The organism is Kitasatospora sp. NPDC015121 (assembly GCF_055562955.1).
In genome coordinates, this window is the sequence record NZ_JBVHEH010000003.1 from 89,545 (window position 1) to 107,681 (window position 18,137).

Annotated in this window: 15 protein-coding genes; 8 read left to right on the forward strand and 7 right to left on the reverse strand. The window is 74.0% G+C overall.

Annotation, left to right across the window (positions count from 1 at the left end; genetic code table 11):
• On the forward strand, positions 1 to 874 hold an 874-nt coding region (locus tag ACZ3J7_RS04375; protein WP_465616729.1), incomplete at its 5' end, for a tetratricopeptide repeat protein.
• 189 nt (positions 875 to 1,063) lie between these two features.
• Here the strand turns inward: ACZ3J7_RS04375 and glnA are convergent.
• Positions 1,064 to 2,425 (reverse strand): type I glutamate--ammonia ligase, encoded by a 1,362-nt coding sequence (gene glnA / locus ACZ3J7_RS04380; RefSeq protein ID WP_014135480.1) that lies wholly within the window; start codon positions 2,423 to 2,425, stop codon positions 1,064 to 1,066.
• Between the two features lie 307 nt (positions 2,426 to 2,732).
• On the opposite strand from glnA, the gene ACZ3J7_RS04385 reads away from it, so the two are divergent.
• Entirely contained in the window at positions 2,733 to 4,478 is a 1,746-nt protein-coding gene (locus ACZ3J7_RS04385; RefSeq protein WP_465616731.1) for an NAD+ synthase, read from the forward strand.
• A gap of 209 nt (positions 4,479 to 4,687) precedes the next feature.
• On the forward strand, positions 4,688 to 5,464 hold the full coding sequence (locus ACZ3J7_RS04390) for a putative protein N(5)-glutamine methyltransferase (protein ID WP_465616733.1): 777 nt from the start codon (positions 4,688 to 4,690) through the stop codon (positions 5,462 to 5,464).
• Positions 5,465 to 5,474: 10 nt separating this feature from the next.
• Here ACZ3J7_RS04390 and ACZ3J7_RS04395 read toward each other — a convergent pair whose 3' ends face one another.
• From ACZ3J7_RS04395 to ACZ3J7_RS04405, 3 genes are all read right to left on the reverse strand, one after another.
• Positions 5,475 to 6,536, reverse strand: coding sequence for an endonuclease/exonuclease/phosphatase family protein (locus tag ACZ3J7_RS04395; protein ID WP_465616735.1), 1,062 nt, complete (start codon positions 6,534 to 6,536; stop codon positions 5,475 to 5,477).
• A 175-nt stretch (positions 6,537 to 6,711) separates the two neighbouring features.
• Positions 6,712 to 7,374: a TetR/AcrR family transcriptional regulator gene (locus ACZ3J7_RS04400; protein WP_465616737.1), complete on the reverse strand. Its 663-nt coding sequence runs from the start codon at positions 7,372 to 7,374 to the stop codon at positions 6,712 to 6,714.
• 23 nt (positions 7,375 to 7,397) lie between these two features.
• Entirely contained in the window at positions 7,398 to 9,011 is a 1,614-nt protein-coding gene (locus ACZ3J7_RS04405; RefSeq protein ID WP_465616739.1) for an MFS transporter, read from the reverse strand.
• A gap of 227 nt (positions 9,012 to 9,238) precedes the next feature.
• On the opposite strand from ACZ3J7_RS04405, the gene panB reads away from it, so the two are divergent.
• The 3 genes from panB to ACZ3J7_RS04420 all read left to right on the forward strand — a co-directional run bounded on the left by panB (position 9,239) and on the right by ACZ3J7_RS04420 (position 12,005).
• Entirely contained in the window at positions 9,239 to 10,114 is an 876-nt protein-coding gene (gene panB / locus ACZ3J7_RS04410) for a 3-methyl-2-oxobutanoate hydroxymethyltransferase (protein ID WP_465616741.1), read from the forward strand.
• 86 nt (positions 10,115 to 10,200) lie between these two features.
• Positions 10,201 to 11,181: an ATP-binding cassette domain-containing protein gene (locus tag ACZ3J7_RS04415; protein WP_465616742.1), complete on the forward strand. Its 981-nt coding sequence runs from the start codon at positions 10,201 to 10,203 to the stop codon at positions 11,179 to 11,181.
• Positions 11,178 to 12,005 (forward strand): ABC transporter permease, encoded by an 828-nt coding sequence (locus ACZ3J7_RS04420; RefSeq protein WP_465616743.1) that lies wholly within the window; start codon positions 11,178 to 11,180, stop codon positions 12,003 to 12,005. The genes ACZ3J7_RS04415 and ACZ3J7_RS04420 overlap by 4 nt, the downstream gene beginning before the upstream one ends.
• Positions 12,006 to 12,023: 18 nt before the next feature.
• On the opposite strand, the gene ACZ3J7_RS04425 is transcribed toward ACZ3J7_RS04420, so the two are convergent.
• Complete coding sequence (locus ACZ3J7_RS04425; RefSeq protein WP_465616745.1) at positions 12,024 to 15,353, reverse strand: ATP-binding protein; 3,330 nt, start codon at positions 15,351 to 15,353, stop codon at positions 12,024 to 12,026.
• A gap of 198 nt (positions 15,354 to 15,551) precedes the next feature.
• Between ACZ3J7_RS04425 and ACZ3J7_RS04430 the strand changes: the two genes are divergently transcribed.
• The gene (locus ACZ3J7_RS04430) at positions 15,552 to 16,370 is read left to right on the forward strand and encodes a site-2 protease family protein (RefSeq protein WP_465616747.1); all 819 of its coding nucleotides are present in this window, start codon (positions 15,552 to 15,554) and stop codon (positions 16,368 to 16,370) included.
• Positions 16,371 to 16,383: 13 nt separating this feature from the next.
• On the opposite strand, the gene ACZ3J7_RS04435 is transcribed toward ACZ3J7_RS04430, so the two are convergent.
• Positions 16,384 to 16,578 carry a hypothetical protein gene (locus ACZ3J7_RS04435; protein WP_465616749.1) on the reverse strand — a complete coding sequence of 65 codons (195 nt, stop codon included), beginning with the start codon at positions 16,576 to 16,578 and terminating at the stop codon, positions 16,384 to 16,386.
• Positions 16,579 to 16,730: 152 nt separating this feature from the next.
• A complete protein-coding gene (gene npdG, locus ACZ3J7_RS04440) occupies positions 16,731 to 17,432 on the reverse strand; it encodes an NADPH-dependent F420 reductase (RefSeq protein WP_465616751.1) in 702 nt (233 codons plus the stop codon).
• A gap of 47 nt (positions 17,433 to 17,479) precedes the next feature.
• Here npdG and ACZ3J7_RS04445 point away from each other — a divergent pair, with 47 nt between their 5' ends.
• Positions 17,480 to 18,058, forward strand: a complete 579-nt coding sequence (locus ACZ3J7_RS04445; RefSeq protein ID WP_465616752.1) for a hypothetical protein — start codon at positions 17,480 to 17,482, stop codon at positions 18,056 to 18,058.
• Positions 18,059 to 18,137: the final 79 nt, after the last annotated feature.

Below are 18,137 nucleotides of genomic sequence, written 5' to 3' on the forward strand. Positions count from 1 at the left end.
CTACGAGACCACCCTGGTCCAGAGCGAGCAGGTCCTCGGCGACACCCACCCCGACACCCTGATGAGCCGGAACAACCTCGCCGGCGCCTACGAGTTGGTCGGGGACCTGGATCGCGCCATCCCGCTCTACGAGACCACCCTGGTCCAGAGCGAGCAGGTCCTCGGCGACACCCACCCCGACACCCTGATGAGCCGGAACAACCTCGCCGGCGCCTACGAGTCGGCCGGGCGCCTGGATCGCGCCATCCCGCTCTACGAGACCACCCTGGTCCAGAGCGAACAGGTCCTCGGCACCACCCACCCCCACACCCTGATGAGCCGGAACAACCTCGCCGCCGCCTACGAGTTGGTCGGGGACCTGAGCCGCGCCATCCCCCTCTACGAGACCACCCTGGTCCAGAGCGAACAGGTCCTCGGCGACACCCACCCCGACACCCTGACCAGCCGGAACAACCTCGCCGGCGCCTACGAGTCGGCCGGGCGCCTGGATCGCGCCATCCCGCTCTACAAGGCCACCCTCGCCCAACGGGAGCAGGTCCTCGGGGACACCCACCCCCACACCCTGATCAGTCGGAACAACCTCGCCTACGCCTACAGTTCCACCGGGGCCCTGGACCGCGCCATCCCCCTCTACGAGACCACCCTCGCCCAGCGCGAGCAGGTCCTCGGCGACACCCACCCCCACACCCTGATCAGTCGGAACAACCTCGCCGCCGCCTACGAGTTGGTCGGGGACCTGGGCCGCGCCATCCCGCTCTACGAGGCTGCTTTCGCCCAGAGCAAGCTGGTTCTCGGCGCTACCCACCCTGACACCCTGACCATCCGCGCCAACCTTTCAGCGGCGGTGGAAGCGTCGAGCAGAGCGGTTGAGTGACCCTGCCGTCCCGTTCGGCCCCCGATGCGCGACGGACCCTGCCCTTGACGCACCTTGGGCCGCGCATCCGGTGAGCCAGGCATGTGCGGGAATTCCCACGGCTCAGGCGGCCCAGGAGCGGGAGAAGCCCCGTCGCGGGTGTCGTTTCCGCACCTGCGACGGGGCCTCTCCCGTGTCCGGGCCCAGGGCCTACAGCACCTGGAGGACCTTGCGCAGCTCGAACGGCGTGACCTCGGAGCGGTACTCCTCCCACTCCTGGCGCTTGTTGCGCAGGAAGAAGTCGAAGACGTGCTCGCCCAGGGTCTCGGCGACGAGTTCGCTGCGCTGCATGAGGTCGATGGCCTCGCCGAGGTTCTGGGGCATCGGCTGGATGCCGAGGGCGCGGCGTTCGGCGTCCGTCAGGGCCCAGACGTCGTCGTCGGCGCCGGGGGGGAGTTCGAGGTTGTCCTCGATGCCCTTGAGGCCGGCGGCGAGGGTGACGGCGTAGGCGAGGTAGGGGTTGCAGCCGGTGTCGAGGGAGCGGACCTCGATGCGGGTGGAGCCCTGCTTGCCGGGCTTGTACATGGGGACGCGGATGAGGGCGGAGCGGTTGTTGTGGCCCCAGCAGATGTACGAGGGGGCTTCGCCGCCGGCGCCCGCGGTGCGCTGGGAGCCGCCCCAGATGCGCTTGTAGGAGTTGACCCACTGGTTGGTGACGGCGGCGGTCTCGGCGGCGTACTTGAGCAGGCCGGCGATGAAGGAGCGGCCGACCTTGGAGAGCTGGTACTCGGCGCCGGACTCGTGGAAGGCGTTGCGGTCGCCCTCGAACAGCGACACGTGGGTGTGCATGCCGGAGCCGGGGAAGTGCGAGAACGGCTTGGGCATGAAGCTGGCGTGGACGCCCTGTTCGAGGGCGACCTCCTTCATGACCAGGCGGAAGGTCATGATGTTGTCGGCGGTGGAGAGCGCGTCGGCGTAGCGCAGGTCGATCTCCTGCTGGCCGGGGGCGCCCTCGTGGTGGCTGAACTCGACCGAGATGCCCATGGATTCGAGCATGGTGATGGCCTGGCGGCGGAAGTCGTGGCCGATGCCGCGCGGGGTGTGGTCGAAGTAGCCGGACTGGTCGGCGGGGGTCGGCGGGGTGCCGTCGCCGGGGAGGTCCTTGAGGAGGAAGAACTCGATCTCGGGGTGGGTGTAGAAGGTGAAACCGAGGTTGGAGGCCTTCTCCAGGGTGCGCTTGAGGACGTAGCGCGGGTCGGCGTAGGAGGGCGAGCCGTCGGGCATCAGGATGTCGCAGAACATCCGGGCGGTGCCGGGGTTCTCGGAGCGCCACGGCAGTATCTGGAAGGTGGTCGGGTCCGGCTTCGCGATCATGTCGGACTCGTAGACCCGGGCGAAGCCCTCGATCGCCGAGCCGTCGAAGCCGATGCCCTCCTCGAAGGCCTGTTCCAGTTCCGCCGGGGCCACCGCCACCGACTTGAGGAACCCGAGCACGTCGGTGAACCACAGCCGGACGAACCGGATGTCACGCTCTTCGAGCGTACGAAGCACGAACTCCTGCTGCTTGCCCATGGGGACAGTCTCACCTCTGCTCTTTACGCCCGTGTTACGCCGCCCGCACCGGCCGGCCCGGCCCGGCGAAGACCTCGCCCGGACCGCGTCGCCACCCATCATGGCGGATCTTCGCCCGGTTGCCGATCCCTGGCGGCTCCGGGAGGGAACCGGGAGCGGAACGAACGGGCACCGGGCCGGAACGGGCGGCCACCGGGCCGGAACGAGCGGGCACCGGGCCGGAACGGGCGGCGGAACCGGGCGTCCGACCTGCCGACGGGGGGTACCCCCGCGACATAGCGTCAGTTAGACGATTACACTCGGGGGCATGCCGAATCTGCGTCTCGCCCTGTGCCAGATCGACCCCTGGGTCGGTGACCTCGCCCGCAACAGCGAGGAGGTGCTGCGCTGGTCGAAGCGGGCCGCCGAGTCCGGCGTCGACCTGATCGCCTTCCCGGAGATGGTGCTCACCGGGTACCCGGTGGAGGACCTCGCCTTCCGCGGCTCGTTCGTCGAGGGCTCGCGCGCCGCGCTGGTCGACCTGGCGGCGAAGCTGGCCGCCGAGGGCCTGGGCGACGTCCCGGTGGTCGTCGGCTACCTGGGCCGCGGCGAGCCGGGCAGCCGGTACGCGGGCCGGCCGCAGAACTGCGCGGCGGTGCTGCGCGGCGGCGAGGTGGTGACCCGGTTCGCCAAGCACTTCCTGCCGAACTACGGCGTGTTCGACGAGTACCGGTACTTCGTGCCGGGTGACCAGCTGACGGTGCTGCGGCTGCACGGCGTGGACGTCGCGCTGGCGATCTGCGAGGACATCTGGCAGGAGGGCGGCCGGGTCGCCGCCACCGGCCAGGCCGCCGCCGGCCTGCTGCTGTCGATCAACGGTTCGCCGTACGAGCGCGACAAGGACGACGTCCGGCTGGAGCTGGTCCGGCGCCGGGCCGCCGAGGCGGGCTGCCCGCTGGTGTACCTGAACATGGTCGGCGCGCAGGACGAGCTGGTCTTCGACGGCGAGTCGATGGTGGTCACCGCCGACGGCGAGCTGCTGGCCCGCGGCCCGCAGTTCGAGGAGGCGCTGCTGGTCCTCGACCTGGAGCTGCCGGCCGCGGCCGAGGACGGCCTGCCGGACGGCACGGTCCTCGCCGACGGCCTGCGGCTGACCCGGGTCGACCTGGGCGGCGCGCCGAAGGAGCGCCCGGCGGAGCCGATCGCTCCGGAGGTCGTCGAGCGGCTGGACGACGAGGCCGAGGTGTACGCGGCGCTGGTCGAGGGCACCCGCGCGTACGTCCGCAAGAACGGGCTGCGCTCGGTGCTGATCGGCCTGTCCGGCGGCATCGACTCGGCGCTGGTCGCGGCGATCGCGGTGGACGCGGTCGGCGCGGAGAACGTGTACGGCGTCTCGATGCCCTCGCGCTACTCCTCGCAGCACTCCCGGGACGACGCCGCCGAGCTGGCCCGCCGCACCGGCCTGCACTTCCGCACGGTGTCGATCGCCCCGATGTTCGACGCGTACATGGGGGCCACCGAGCTGACCGGCCTGGCCGAGGAGAACCTGCAGTCCCGGCTGCGCGGCACGCTGCTGATGGCGATCTCCAACCAGGAGGGGCAGATCGTCCTGGCGCCGGGCAACAAGAGCGAGCTGGCGGTCGGCTACTCGACGCTGTACGGCGACTCGGTGGGCGCGTACGGGCCGATCAAGGACGTCTACAAGACGCTGATCTTCAAGCTGGCGCGCTGGCGCAACGCGGCGGCCGAGGCCCGCGGCGAGGTGCCGCCGATCCCGGAGAACACCATCGTCAAGCCGCCGTCCGCCGAGCTGCGGCCGGACCAGGTGGACACCGACTCGCTGCCCGACTACGACCTGCTGGACGCCGTGCTGGCCCGGTACGTCGAGGGCGACGAGGGGCGGGACGCGATCGTCGCCGCCGGGTTCCCGGCCGAGGTGGTGGACCGGGTGGTGCGGCTGGTGGACACCGCCGAGTACAAGCGGCGGCAGTACCCGCCGGGCCCGAAGGTCTCGCCGAAGAACTTCGGCCGCGACCGCCGGCTGCCGATCACCAACCGCTGGCGCCAGGGGTAGCCGGCCCCGGGCCGGGAGCGGCTGGCAGCGGGGGGAGCGAACGGCTAGGGTGAGCGCCGCGGCGCGCGCCAGGCGCGCCGAGTGCGCGCCCGGCGCGCCCGGACCGAGGAGGTGGGAGAGATCACCGTGCAGGTCATCGAGGTGCTCCCCCGCCACCAGGTCGCGGCCTGACCGGACGGGGAGCCCGCCAGGCTCTTCGAGAGGTCCCCGTGTCACTCCCCCCTTCCCCCGTGATCGACCGGCTGCGCGCGGCCGGGTGCGTCTTCGCCGAGGACGAGGCCCGGCTGCTGCTGGCCGCCGCCCCCGACCCCGTCCGGCTCCGCGAGATGGTCGAACTGCGCTGCGCCGGCCACCCGTTGGAGCAGGTGGTGGGCTTCGCCGAGTTCGCCGGGCTGCGAGTCTCGCTCGCGCCCGGCGTGTTCGTGCCGCGCCGCCGCAGCGAGTTCCTGGTCGAGCGGGCCGCCGCGCTGGGCCGCCCGGACGCGGTGCTGCTCGACCTGTGCTGCGGCTCCGGCGCGATCGGCGCGGCGCTGGCCGCCCGGCTCGGCCCGGACGTCGAACTGCACGCCGCGGACGTCGACCCGGCCGCCGTGGCCTGCGCCCGCCGCAACCTCGCCCCGTACGGCGGACGGGTGCACCTGGGCGACCTGGACGCGCCGCTGCCGCCCGACCTGCTCGGCCGGGTCGACCTGCTGCTGGCCAACGCGCCGTACGTGCCGACCGGCGAGATCCCGCTGCTGCCCCCGGAGGCCCGCGACCACGAGCCCGCCACCGCCCTGGACGGCGGCGCGGACGGCCTGGCCGTGCAGCGCCGGGTCGCGGCGGCCGCCCCGCGCTGGCTGGCGCCCGGCGGGCACCTGCTGATCGAGACCAGCGCCCGCCAGGCCCCGGCCACCGCCGCCCTGCTGGCGGCCGCCGGGCTCGCGCCCCGCACCGAGCAGGACGAGGAGCGGGACGCCACCGTGGTGGTGGGCGTCCGCGGGTAGGGCGGACGGCTCAGTAGCGGTAGTCGGCGGCCACCGCGAGGTGGTCGCTGGCGTCCGCCGGGAGGGTGCGGGAGTCGGTCGGGACCAGGCCGCCCTTGCTGAGGATCTGGTCGATCCGGGCCATCGGGAAGGACGCCGGCCAGGAGAACCCGAAACCGTCGCCGACCGCGCCCTGGGCGGAGCGCAGCTGCGAGGTGATCGGGGCCAGGCTGCGGTCGTTCATGGTGCCGTTCAGGTCGCCGAGCAGCAGCACCTTGCGCAGCGGCTCGTGCTCGATCGCGTCGCCGAGCGCCTGCGCGCTGACGTCGCGCCGGCCGGCCGTGAAGCCGCTGTCGAACTTGACCCGGACCGAGGGCAGGTGCGCGACGTACACCGCGAGCGGGCCCTTGGGGGTGGTGACCTCGGCCCGGAAGGCCCGGGTCCAGCCCATCTTGAGGTCGACCACCGCGACGTCGTCGATCGGATAGGTGGACCACAGGCCGACGGTGCCCTCCACCACGTGGTACGGGAAGGCGCCGGCCAGGCCCTTCGCGTACACGGGGGCGGCGGCCGCGGACAGCTCCTCCAGCGCGACGATCTCGGCGCCGGAGCCGGTGAGCATCCGGATGGTGCCCTGCGGGTCGTCGTTGGCGGCGGCCACGTTGTGGGTGAGCACGGTGAAGTCGCCGGGCCCGCTGCCCTTGTCGACCAGCAGCGCGCCGAACAGGTTCAGCCACACCGCGCCGGGCAGCAGCGCCGCGACCAGCGCCGCCCCGGACCGCCGCCACAGCGCGAGCCCGAGCAGCACCGGGACGGCCAGGCCCAGCCAGGGCAGGAAGGTCTCCAGCAGGCTGCCCAGGTTGCCGACCGCGTTGGGCACCTGGGCGTGGAACACCAGCAGCACGGTGACCAGCAGGCCGAGCACGGTGAGCGGCCACCCGCGCCGCCAGTGGAACCAGCGGCGCAGCGCCGCCCGCCGGCCCTCGCCCGGCCCGTCGGCCGTTCCGTCCACCGGTGTGCCGCCCGGCCCCCCGGCCGGACCCCCGTCGGGCCCGTCCGCCGCCGCCACCGCCGGGCCGTGCGCCCGCACCATCCACCACTCCTCGCCGCCGTGCCGGCCGGCTCTCCCGCCGACCCCGTCCCCGACCTGCCCCGATCCGATTCTCGGCTCAGCCTATGACGGGATGGACGCGGCGAGGCGCCCGGGAAGTTCCGCCCCTGCGCCGGACGGGGGCCACCGGGACGGAACCGGGACGGAACCGGGACGATCAGCGCACGGCCGCCGGGACGGGGACGGCGCCGATGCCCTGCAGGACGGCGTCGACCATCTGCCGGGGCAGGTCCGGGTCCTCCAGCGGGGCGTCGTCCCACAGGAGGGTGCGCACCAAGATCGGGCCGATCAGCAGCTCGCAGAGCAGCTCGACGTCCAGGTCGCCGCGGAGTTCGCCGGCCTCGACGCCGCGCCGGACGATCTCCCGGACCATCTCGCGGCGGGGGCGCACCACCCGCTCGTGGTAGACGTGCTTGAGCTCGGGCCAGGCGTTCATCTGGCCCAGCGCGGACTTGACGATCCACCGGGAGCGCTTGAGCAGGCCGCGCCGGCGCATGTAGTCGACGGCGCTGATCAGGTCGTCCCGGTAGGTCGGGCCGTGCATGGCGGGCGGCGGCTCCTCCAGCCGGGCCACCACGTCCACCAGCAGGGCCTCCTTGTTGGACCAGCGCCGGTAGATGGTGGCCTTGCCGACGCCCGCCTCGGCGGCGATCCGCTCGATGGACAGCTCGGAGAGGCCGTTGCCGCCCTCCATCAGCTTCTCGACCGCGGCGTAGATGGCCTGTTCGGCGGCCTCGCTGCGCGGGCGGCCCCGCCGCGGAGCGTCCTGCTCCGCGGCGGGGCCGTGGCACGGCTGGAGCGGAGTGTCGGCGCTCGTCATGGCCCCATTCTCCACCCTCGGCCTCACACCTTGGCGCTGCTCGCGCCGGACGCGGCCCGGTCCTGCGGCCCGCCCGCCGGGGCCGGTGCCCCGGGCGCGGCGCTCCGGCCGGGCAGCAGGAGCAGCGCCAGCACCGCGCCGAGCACGGTGACGCCCGCCGAGACGCCGGAGACCACGTGCATGGCGTGGATGAAGGCGTCCTTGGCCGGGTCGACCAGCGCGGGCAGGTGCAGCTTCTCGGCCGTTCCGAGGGTCGACTCGATCGACTCGCCGGCCCGGTCGCGGAACTGCTCCGGGACGTTCGCGAGGTGGTCCTCCATGCCGTTGCGGTAGACCGTGGAGAGCAGCGCGCCGAGCACCGCGATGCCGAGCGAGCCGCCGACCTGGCGGAAGGTGTTGTTCAGCGCGGAGCCCGCGCCGGCCTTCTCGCGCGGCAGCGCGCCCATGATGGCGACCGTCACCGGCGGCATCACGTGCGCCATGCCGGTGCCCATCACGAAGCCGAGCACGATCAGCAGCCAGATCGGGCTGCTCGCGGTCAGGAAGGCGTAGCCGAGGAAGCCGAGGGTGACCAGCAGCATGCCGCCGGCGCAGGTCGCCCGGATGCCGAAGCGGTCGACCACGAGGCGGGCCCGGGGCGCGAAGACCAGCTGGGCGACCGCCAGCGGCAGCATCAGCTCGCCGGCCTCCAGGGCGCTGTAGCCGCGCACGCTCTGGATGTAGAACACGCCGAAGAACGAGACGCCCATCAGCGCGAAGAACACGATGCCGACCACGCCGATCGAGGCGGAGAACACCTTGTTGCGGAACCAGGTGACGTCCAGCGCCGGGTGCCGGGTGTGCTTCTCGAACAGCACGAAGCCGACCAGCGCCAGTAGGCCGACCAGGGTGGGGACCCAGGCCTCGGGGGCGGTGAAGTCGGCGAGTTCGCCGCCCTTGATGATGCCGTAGATCAGCGCCACCAGGCCGACGATGGACAGCAGCACGCCGACCGGGTCGAGCTTGCCGGGGTTGGGGTCCTTGGAGTCCGGGACCAGCCAGCCCATCAGGCCGAGCGCCACGAGCACGATCGGGACGTTCACCAGGAAGACCGAGCCCCACCAGAAGTGCTCGATCAGCAGGCCGCCGGTGATCGGGCCGATCGCGATGGCCAGGCCGACCGCGCCGGCCCAGATGCCGATCGCCTTGGGCTGCTCGTGGCGTTCGAAGACGTTCATGATGATGGCCAGGGTGGCGGGCATCACGAAGGCGCCGCCGAGGCCCATCACCGCGCGGTAGCCGATCAGTTCGCCGGGGCTGGCGGCGAGCGCCGACAGCAGCGAGCCGAGGCCGAAGACCAGCATGCCCGCCAGCAGCGTCCACTTGCGGCCGAAGCGGTCGCCGAGCAGGCCGGCGGTGAACAGCAGGCCGGCGAAGACCAGGGTGTAGGAGTTGATCGCCCACTCCAGGTCGCTCTGGCTCGCGCCGAGGCCCACCGGGGCGGGGGTGGCGATGGTCTTCATCGCCACGTTGAGGATCGAGTTGTCGAGGACGACGACGAGCAGGGCGAGCACCAGGGTGCCCAGGATCCACCAGCGTCGGCGGTGCACGGCTTCCGGGACCCGGGGGGCCTGGGGAGCGGGGGTCGGCGAGGTCATGCGGACAGCCTAGCGAGGTTTTCAATACGAGACGGTCTCGTATCGCTGTCCGCAGGGCAAGGAAGGGTAAAGACTTCCCGTCGGCGCCCGCCGCCCGCCGGCCGCCCGCCGCCCGACACGGAAGGGACTCCCGACTCTTTGCGCACGGCCCGGGGCGTGCAAGCATGGAGCCAGATCCGGGGACGCCGCACGGCGCCACGAGACGACACACACCAGGAGTCTGTTCGATGAACGCCTCTCCGCTCCAGCCTGCCCAGACGCAGGACGCGCCCGTCGGCACCACCCTCTACGGCGGCGTCACCAGCCGCCGGGTGACCGTCCGGGACCTCGCCAAGGCCAAGCGCAACGGCGAACGCTGGGCGATGCTCACCGCCTACGACGCCCTCACCGCCGGAGTCTTCGACGAGGCCGGCATCCCCGTCCTGCTGGTCGGCGACTCGGCGGGCAACTGCCACCTCGGCTACGAGACCACCGTGCCGGTCACCATGGACCAGATGGTGATGCTCTCCGCCGCCGTCGTCCGCGGCACCCGGCGCGCCCTGGTCGTCGCCGACCTGCCGTTCGGCTCCTACCAGGAGTCCCCCGCCCAGGCCATGCACAACGCCGCCCGCCTGATGAAGGAGGCCGGCGTCCAGGCCGTCAAGCTGGAGGGCGGCGAGCGCAGCGCCCGCACCATCGAGCTGCTGGTCGACGCCGGCATCCCGGTGATGGCCCACATCGGCCTCACCCCGCAGTCCGTGCACGCCTTCGGCGGCTACCCCGTGCAGGGCCGCGGCGACGAGGCCGCCCACCAGCTGCTGCGCGACGCCAAGGCCGTCCAGCAGGCCGGCGCCTTCGCCGTCGTCCTGGAGGCCGTCCCCGCCGACCTCGCCACCCAGGTCACCGAGCACTCCGCGATCCCCACCGTCGGCATCGGCGGCGGCAACGGCACCGACGCCCAGGTCCTGGTCTGGACCGACTTCGCCGGCATGACGGCCGGCCGCGTCCCCAAGTTCGTCAAGCAGTACGCCGACCTCCGCGCGACGCTCGCCCGGGCCGCCACCGAGTTCGCCGCCGACGTCCGCGAGGGCACCTTCCCGGGCCCGGAGCACAGCTTCAGCTGACCGCCCGCTCCTCCGTCAGCCCGCTGTCATCCCCCCTGACAGCGGGCTGACAGCCGGGTGACAGCCGCCCCGGGCACGGTGTTCCCATGACACGAATCGAGCGGAACGCCGTGGAGGTCCACGGCATCGTGAAGCACTACGGGGAGACGAAGGCCCTCGACGGGGTCGACCTGACGGTGCGCGAGGGGACGGTGCTGGGGCTGCTCGGGCCGAACGGGGCCGGGAAGACCACCCTGGTGCGGGTGCTGTCGACGCTGATCAAGCCGGACGCGGGCAGCGCCGTCGTCGGCGGCTACGACGTGCTGCGCCAGCCCAAGCAGCTGCGCCGCACGATCGGCCTGACCGGCCAGTACGCCTCGGTGGACGAGCTGCTGTCGGGCTACGAGAACCTGTACCTGATCGGCCGGCTGCTGGACCTCTCCGCCAAGGACGCCAAGGCCCGCGCCGCCGAGCTGCTGGAGCGGTTCTCGCTGACCGAGGCGGCCAGGCGGCCCGCCAAGGGCTACTCGGGCGGCATGCGCCGCCGCCTGGACCTCGCGGCGTCGATGATCGGCCGCCCGAAGGTGCTGTACCTGGACGAACCCACCACCGGCCTGGACCCGCGCACCCGCAACGAGGTGTGGGACGAGGTGCAGCGGATGGTCGGCGAGGGCTCGACGGTGCTGCTGACCACCCAGTACATGGAGGAGGCCGAGCAGCTCGCGCAGGCCCTGACCGTGATCGACAAGGGCCGGGTGATCGCCAACGGCGGCGTCCAGGAGCTGAAGGAGCAGGTCGGCGGCCAGCGCCTGCAGGTGCGCCCGGCCGATCCGGCGCAGCTGCCGGAGATGGTGCGCGCCCTGCGCGAGGCCGGCATCCCGGCCACCCTCTCCGCCGAGACCGGGCTGCTCTCGGTGCACCTGACCGACGACGCCCAACTGACCACCGTGATCGGGGTGCTGGGCACCCGCGGCTTCCCGGTCGCCGGGATCGACACCCAACTGCCCAGCCTGGACGAGGTGTTCCTGACCATCACCGGCAAGTCCGCCGTCCCCGCCCAGTCCCGCGCCAAGGAGGCCGTCGCATGAGCACCGCCACGCTGAACCCCGCTCCCGCCGCCGCTCCGGCCGGCCCCGACGACACCCGGATCGGGCCGCGGGCGAACCTGCGGCACCTGGGCGCGCTGACCCGCCGGAACCTGATGCGGATCAAGGCCGACCCGGAGTCGATGCTGGACGCGCTGCTCGTCCCGGTCATCATGATCGTGCTGTTCGTCTACGTGTTCGGCGGCGCGATGGCCTCCGACCAGCACACCTACATGCAGTACATGGTGCCCGGCCTGCTCGGCACCACCGGCCTGAACCTGGCGATGGCGCTCGGCACCGGCCTGAACACCGACTTCCAGACCGGCGTGATGGACCGCTTCCGCACCCTGCCGATCGGGCGCTCGGCGGTGCTGCTGTCGAAGATGATCGCGGAGACGCTGCGCGCGGTGGTGGCGTTCGTGGTGCTGATCGGCTTCTCGATGGTGCTCGGTCTGGACGTCGCGGGCGGGCCGCTGAAGCTGCTGGCCGCGGTCGGCCTGTCGCTGGTGTTCGGCTCCTCGCTGATGTGGGTGTCGATGCTGCTGGGCATGTCGCTGCGCAGCGCCCAGGCGGTGCAGGGCATGTCGATGCTGGTGATGATGCCGCTGCAGTTCGGCAGCTCGATCTTCGCCGACCCGACCACCATGCCGGGCTGGCTGCGGGCCTTCACCGCGCACAACCCGCTGTCGGCGCTGGCCGACGCCTGCCGGGCGCTGATCAACGACCAGCCGGTGGGCGGCTCGGTGGTCACGGTGCTGCTCTGGTCGGCGGCGATCACCGTGGTGACCGCGCCGCTGGCGGTGGCCCGCTTCCGCAAGCGCACCTGAGCGACGGCGGCGGTGCGGTCAGAACGAGCCGGGATCGTTCAGCAGGGCGGACGCCTCGCGCAGCGTGAGGCGTCCGCCCTGCTCGTAGGCGGCCAGGTAGTCGTCCTCGCCGAGCAGTTCGCGGGCGGCGGCGGCGCTGCGGGCGTGCTCGGCGCGCTCCATGAAGGAGCCGGGCATGCCGCTGATGCCGTCGTGGGCGCCGAGCAGGACGGCGGCCCGGCGGGCGGCGGCGGGCTCGCCGTGCACCCGGGCGTACTCGACCAGGGCGCCGGCGATCGGGGTCATCAGCATCATCGCCATGTGCTCGACGAAGATGGTGGCGCCGCCCTCGACCTCGGTCATCGCGCGGCGGCCCGCGCGGGCCAGTTCGAGGCCGGCCGCCGGGTCGCCGGCCCGGGCGGTCACCCAGCCGCGGACGCAGGTGACGATGCCGCCGAAGACCGAGGGGACCGGGCCGCGCAGGCCCGGGTCGGCGGGCAGTTCGTCGAGCACGGCGAGCGCCTCGGCGTGGTCGCCGCGCCGCACCGCCAGGTTGCACAGCACCAGCCGGCCGTACATCCGGGCGCCCTCGGCGTCGGCGCTGTCCTCGGCGGCGTCGGCGACGGCCTGGCGGACCATCGCCTCGCCGCCCGCCGGGTCGCGTTCGGCCAGCACCTCGCCGAGCCGGGCCCGCAGCATCGGCACCTCCTGGTGGGCGCCGAGCTGGACGGACAGCTCGATGGCCTGCCGGAAGGCCTGCTCGGCCTGGACCGCGTCGCCGGACTTGGTGGCGTTCTCGGCCTTGCCGGAGAGCGCGTCGGACATGCCCCAGCGGTCGCCGAGCGCGGTGTAGAGGGCGAGCGCCTCCTCGCTGTCGGCGATCGCCTGGTCGAGGCCGCCGGCCAGGTCGTTGAGCAGCCGGGCGCGCAGTTGCAGGGCGAAGGCCAGGTCGAGCGGGCCGCCGTGGACCCGGGCGCCGGCCACCGCGTCGTCCATCACCTCGCGGGTGCGGGACATCTCGCCGGTGAGGAAGACGGTGAAGACCCGGCCGAGCACCGGCTGCCGGTAGGACTGCGGCAGGGCGGGGGTGTAGGTCTCCAGGATCCGCCGGGCGGTGTCCAGGGCGCCGGAGTCGTCGAGCATGCTCATGTCGCCGGAGAACAGGCTGATCAGCCGGTGCAGGCCGAGTTGGCGGCGGGCCTCGTCGAGCAGGTCGGGCGCCATCGGCGGCGGCGCGGCCAGCGGCCCGGTGGTGAGCGGGACGGGCGGCGGGGCGTCGTCGGCGTACGGGTCGGGGCCGAGCGCGGCGACCGCCTCGTACCAGGCGCGGGACTCGGTGCGGTAGTCGCGCAGCATCCAGTAGCCGGCCATCGACAGCACCAGCACCAGGCCCTCCTGCTCCTGGCCGGTGTCGACGGCGCGGCGCAGCGCGGCCCGGACGTTCTCCTGCTCGCGGTCGAGGCGGGCCAGTTCGTCGAGCTGGCCGGGGCCGTGCAGGCCGAGGTGGGCGGTGCGGGCGAGTTCGCGGTAGTGGGCGGTGTGCCGGTGGCCGGTCCCGGGTTCGGCGGCCTCGGCGAGGCGCTCGGCGGCGTACTCGTGGATGGTCTCCAGCATCCAGTAGCGCGGCTGCTCGCCGAGGCCGGCGACCACCAGGGACTTGTCGACCAGCGAGAGCAGCAGGTCGGCGACGTCCTCGCGGCGGACGAGTTCGCCGTCGGCCAGGACCTGCTCGGCGGCCTCCAGGGTGCAGCCGCCGGCGAACACCGAGAGCCGGCGCAGCACGGCGCGCTCGCGGGTGCCGAGCAGGTCCCAGGACCAGTCGACGACGGCGCGCAGGGTCTGCTGGCGGGGCAGCAGGGTGCGCGATCCGGCGGTGAGCAGGGCGAACCGGGAGTCGAGGCGGTCGGCGAGCTGGCGCGGGGTGAGGCCGCGCAGCCGGGCGGCGGCGAGCTCGATGGCCAGCGGCAGGCCGTCGAGGCGGCGGCAGAGCTCGGCGCAGGCCTCCGGGTCCTGGTCGGTGCGGAAGCCGGGGCGGGCGGCGGCGCCGCGTTCGGCGAGCAGCCGCAGCGCGGTCGGGTCGGGCAGCGGTTCGACCGGCAGCACCGACTCGCCGGGGACGCCGAGCGGTTCGCGGCTGGTGGCCAGCACGGTGACGCCGGGGCAGTCGGCGAGCAGCCGGTCGGCGAGGTCGGCGGCGGCCTGGACGACGTGCTCGCAGTTGTCGAGCAGCAGCAGGACGCGGCGGCGGCCGAGGTGGTCGACCAGCCGGGAGACCGGGTCCTTGCGGCCGCCCTCGATCGCCTCGGCGACGGCGCCGCCGGTGTGCAGGACGGTCTCGCGCAGGCCGAGCGCGGAGGCGACCGCGTCGGGGACGGCGGCCGGGTCCTCCAGCGGGGCGAGTTCGACCTGCCAGACGCCGCCGGGCCAGCGGGCGGCGTCCTGTTCGCGGCGGCCGGCCTCGACCGAGAGCCGGGTCTTGCCGGAGCCGCCGGGGCCGGTCAGCGTGGTGAGCCGGCCGGCCGCCAGCGCCTCGGCGACGGTGCCGAGTTCGCCGTCCCGGCCGACGAAGCTGGTCCGCCCGGGGCGGAGGTTCCCGGCGGCGGGTCCGGCCTGGGCCGGTACGGGGGCGGGGGCCGGGGCGGGGGTGGGGATCGGCTCGGCCCGCAGCAACTCGCGGTGCAGGGCCCGCAGTTCGGGGCCGGGGTCGGTGCCGAGCTGCTCGGCCAGGGTGCGCCGGACCTCCTCGTAGCCGCCGAGCGCCTCGGCGGTCCGGCCGGCCGCCCGCAGGGCGCGCAGCCGCAGCGCCTGGAGCTGCTCGTCGAAGGGGTGGTCGCGGCAGAGCTCGGCGAGTTCGGCGGCGACCTCGGCGGTGCGGCCGAGCGCGAGGTCGGCGGTCAGCCGGTGCCGGCGGGCCTCGGCGCGCTGGGCCTCCAGCCGGGCGGCGGGGGCGGTGCGGTCGGGCAGGTCGGCGAGCGCGGGGCCGCGCCACAGCGCGAGGGCGGCGGTCAGCTGCTCGGCGGCGGCGGCCGGGTCGCCGGTGCTCAGCGCGCGGGCGCCCTCGGCGGCCCGGCGGCGGAACTCGGCGACGTCGGTGCGCGGGTCGGTCAGCCAGTAGCCGGCCGGCCCGGAGCCGACCTCGGCCCGGCCGACGGTGCGGCGCAGCCGGCCGACCAGGGTCTGCAGCGCGGCCGCGGCGTCCTGCGGCGGCTCGTCGGCCCACACCTCGTCGGCGAGCAGTTCGGCGGGCACCGGGCGGCCCTCGCGCAGCGCGAGGGCGGCCAGCAGGGCGCGCAGCCGGGCGCCGCCGAGGGCGACCGGGGTGCCGTCGTCGTGGTGGGCCGTGGTGGTGCCGAGGATGCCGTAGTGCACCCGCCCATTCTGGGGGACGCGCCGACGCGCCGGGCGCACACCCGTGCGGAAGGCCGGTGCGGGCGGTGGAGGCCGGGGCCGGACCGCCGGAACGTCCGGTCGCTCCCGGACGTTCACCCGGCGCCGCTTGTCCGGCGTGCCCGGTGGACGGCATGATCGGACGCCCGTCCCGCCACCACCTCCCGGAGCCCCCTCGCCATGACCTACGCCAGCACCGGCCAGCGCAGCGCGGAGAGCCGGGTCAGCCCGATCTTCCTGGCCCTGGCCGCCACCCTGCTCGCCTCCGGCTGGGCCCTGGCCACCGGCTGGGGCAACGACCGGTTCGGCGTCTTCCTGTTCGTGGTCTCCGGCTGGATGGTCTCGCTCTGCCTGCACGAGTACGCGCACGCCCGCACGGCGCTGGCGGGCGGCGACATCACGGTCGGCACCAAGGGCTACCTGACGCTGAACCCGCTGAAGTACGGGCACGTGGTGCTGAGCTTCGTGCTGCCGGTGGTCTTCGTGATCATGGGCGGCATCGGCCTGCCCGGCGGCGCGGTCTACATCGAGCGGGACCGGATCGCGGGCCGGCTCAAGCACAGCCTGGTCTCGGCGGCCGGTCCGCTGGTGAACATCGCGTTCGGCGTGGTGACGCTGGTGCTGGTCAGCCAGGGCTGGTTCGACGACCCGGGCGTGCCGGCCCACTACGACGGCCAGGAGCTGTGGTTCTCGCCGCTGCCCGCCGCGCTGGGCTTCCTCGCCTACCTGCAGGTGACGGCGGCGATCCTGAACCTGCTGCCGGTGCCCGGCCTGGACGGCTACGGCATCGTCGAGCCCTGGCTGTCGTACAAGGTCCGGCGGGCGGTCGCCCCGTACGCGCCCTACAGCATGCTGCTGCTGTTCGCGCTGATGTGGCAGAGCAAGGCCGGGCAGTGGATCTACGACCTGGCGGTGTGGATCTTCGGCCTGTTCGGCGCCGACCCCCGGTACATCGACCTGGGCCGGATCCTGTTCTCGTTCTGGAAGACCTACTCGTAGGCCCCGCGCGGGCTCAGCCCCGGTCGGCGGCGGCCGGGGCGGAGCGCTCGGCGCGGGCCCTGCGCAGGTAGTACCAGGCGATGTTGCTGGCCACGCCGGCCATCAGGACCCACACCACGCCGTACCACTCGCCGTGGGCGAACGAGACCACCGCGGCGGTCACCGCCAGGACGAGGACGATCACGGCGTACAGGGCGTTGCGGGGCATGGCGGGGGCTCCTCGGGGTGGCGGTGTGCCCGTCCATTCTCGCCGACCGAACGGGGCCGCCGGGGCCGGGGTGGTGCGGGGCGGGGCGGGAGGTGGTGCGGGAGCGGGCGCGCGCCGGGGGCGCGGGGCGGGCCTCGGCGCGCGCCCGGCGCTCACACGTCGGTGATGCGCAGGCCCGCGTGGGCCTTGTAGCGGCGGTTGACCGCGATCAGGTTGGCGACCAGCGACTCGACCTGGTGGGCGTTGCGCAGTCGGCCGGCGAAGATGCCGCGCATGCCGGGGATCCGGGAGGCCAGCGCCTGGACGACCTCGGTGGCGGCCCGGTCCTCGCCGAGCACCATCACGTCGGTGTCGATGCGCTCCACGCTCTCGTCCTGCAGCAGCACGGCAGACAGGTGGTGGAAGGCGGCGGTGACGGTGGAGTCGGGCAGCAGCGCGGCGGCCTGCTGGGCGGCCGAGCCCTCGGGCACCTGGAGCGGGTAGGCGCCCTGCTTGTCGAAGCCCAGCGGGTTGACGCAGTCGACCACGATCTTCCCGGCGAGTTCGGCGCGCAGTTCGGTGAGCGTCGCGGCGTGGCCCTCCCACGGCACCGCGACGATCACCACGTCGCTCCCGGCGGCGCAGGCCGCGTTGTCGGCACCGCGGATGCCCAGGCCCAGCTCGGCGGCGCAGGCCTCGGCGCGTTCGGCGCTGCGGGAGCCGACCACCACCCGCTGTCCGGCCTTGGCGAGCCGCAGGGCCAGGCCCCGGCCCTGGTCGCCGGTGCCGCCGAGGACACCGACCACGAGCTGGGAGACGTCGGGCAGGTTCCGGCCCGGGCCGGCCGTCGCGTTCACTGAATCGGGTTGCGTCATGCCGGAGATCCTGCCAAATGCGGCCCCGGGGCCGCATGCTGTCGCGCATGGACGCGGTGAGAGTTTCCGCACTCCGGCAGTCGCTGGCCGGCACCGGCTGGCCCGAGCGGGCGGGCGCCTTCGCCACGACCCTGCGCGGCGCGGTGACCAGACGCAGCGCGAGCGGCCTGCTGCTGGTCGGCACGCCCCGGTACGAGCCGTGGCACCTGGCGGCGCACCTGAGCGACGAGGCCGCGTACGGCGGCCTGCCGGAACTGGCCCCGACGCTGCTGCGGCACTCCGTCCCGGCGGGCGCCCCCGGGCACCTGGCGTGCGGCCTGCCCCGGCTCGCGGAGGCGCGCGCGGGCGCGACGGTGCTGCTGGTGGCCCCCGGCCCGGCGGACGCGCCGCTGCTGGAACGCCTGGACGACGCCCGCCGGGCCGGGGCGGTGCTGCTGGCCCTGGACGACGGCGACCCGGAGCTGACCGACCTGGCCCACGAGCGCCTGACCGTCCCGGGCGCCGGCCCGGAGCCGTTCGAAGTGGTGCAGCACCTGGTCAGCTCGGCGACCTCGGCGGCCCCGCCGCGCTCCCGGCTGTCCCGGCTGGCCGAGCGCCTGACGGCCTCGCCGGTGCTGCGCTGGTAGCCCCCGGGCCGCCACCGGCGCGGCCCCGGGGGGAAAACCCGTTGCGGGGCCGGTGCCGTGTCACGCAGCATCTGGCCAC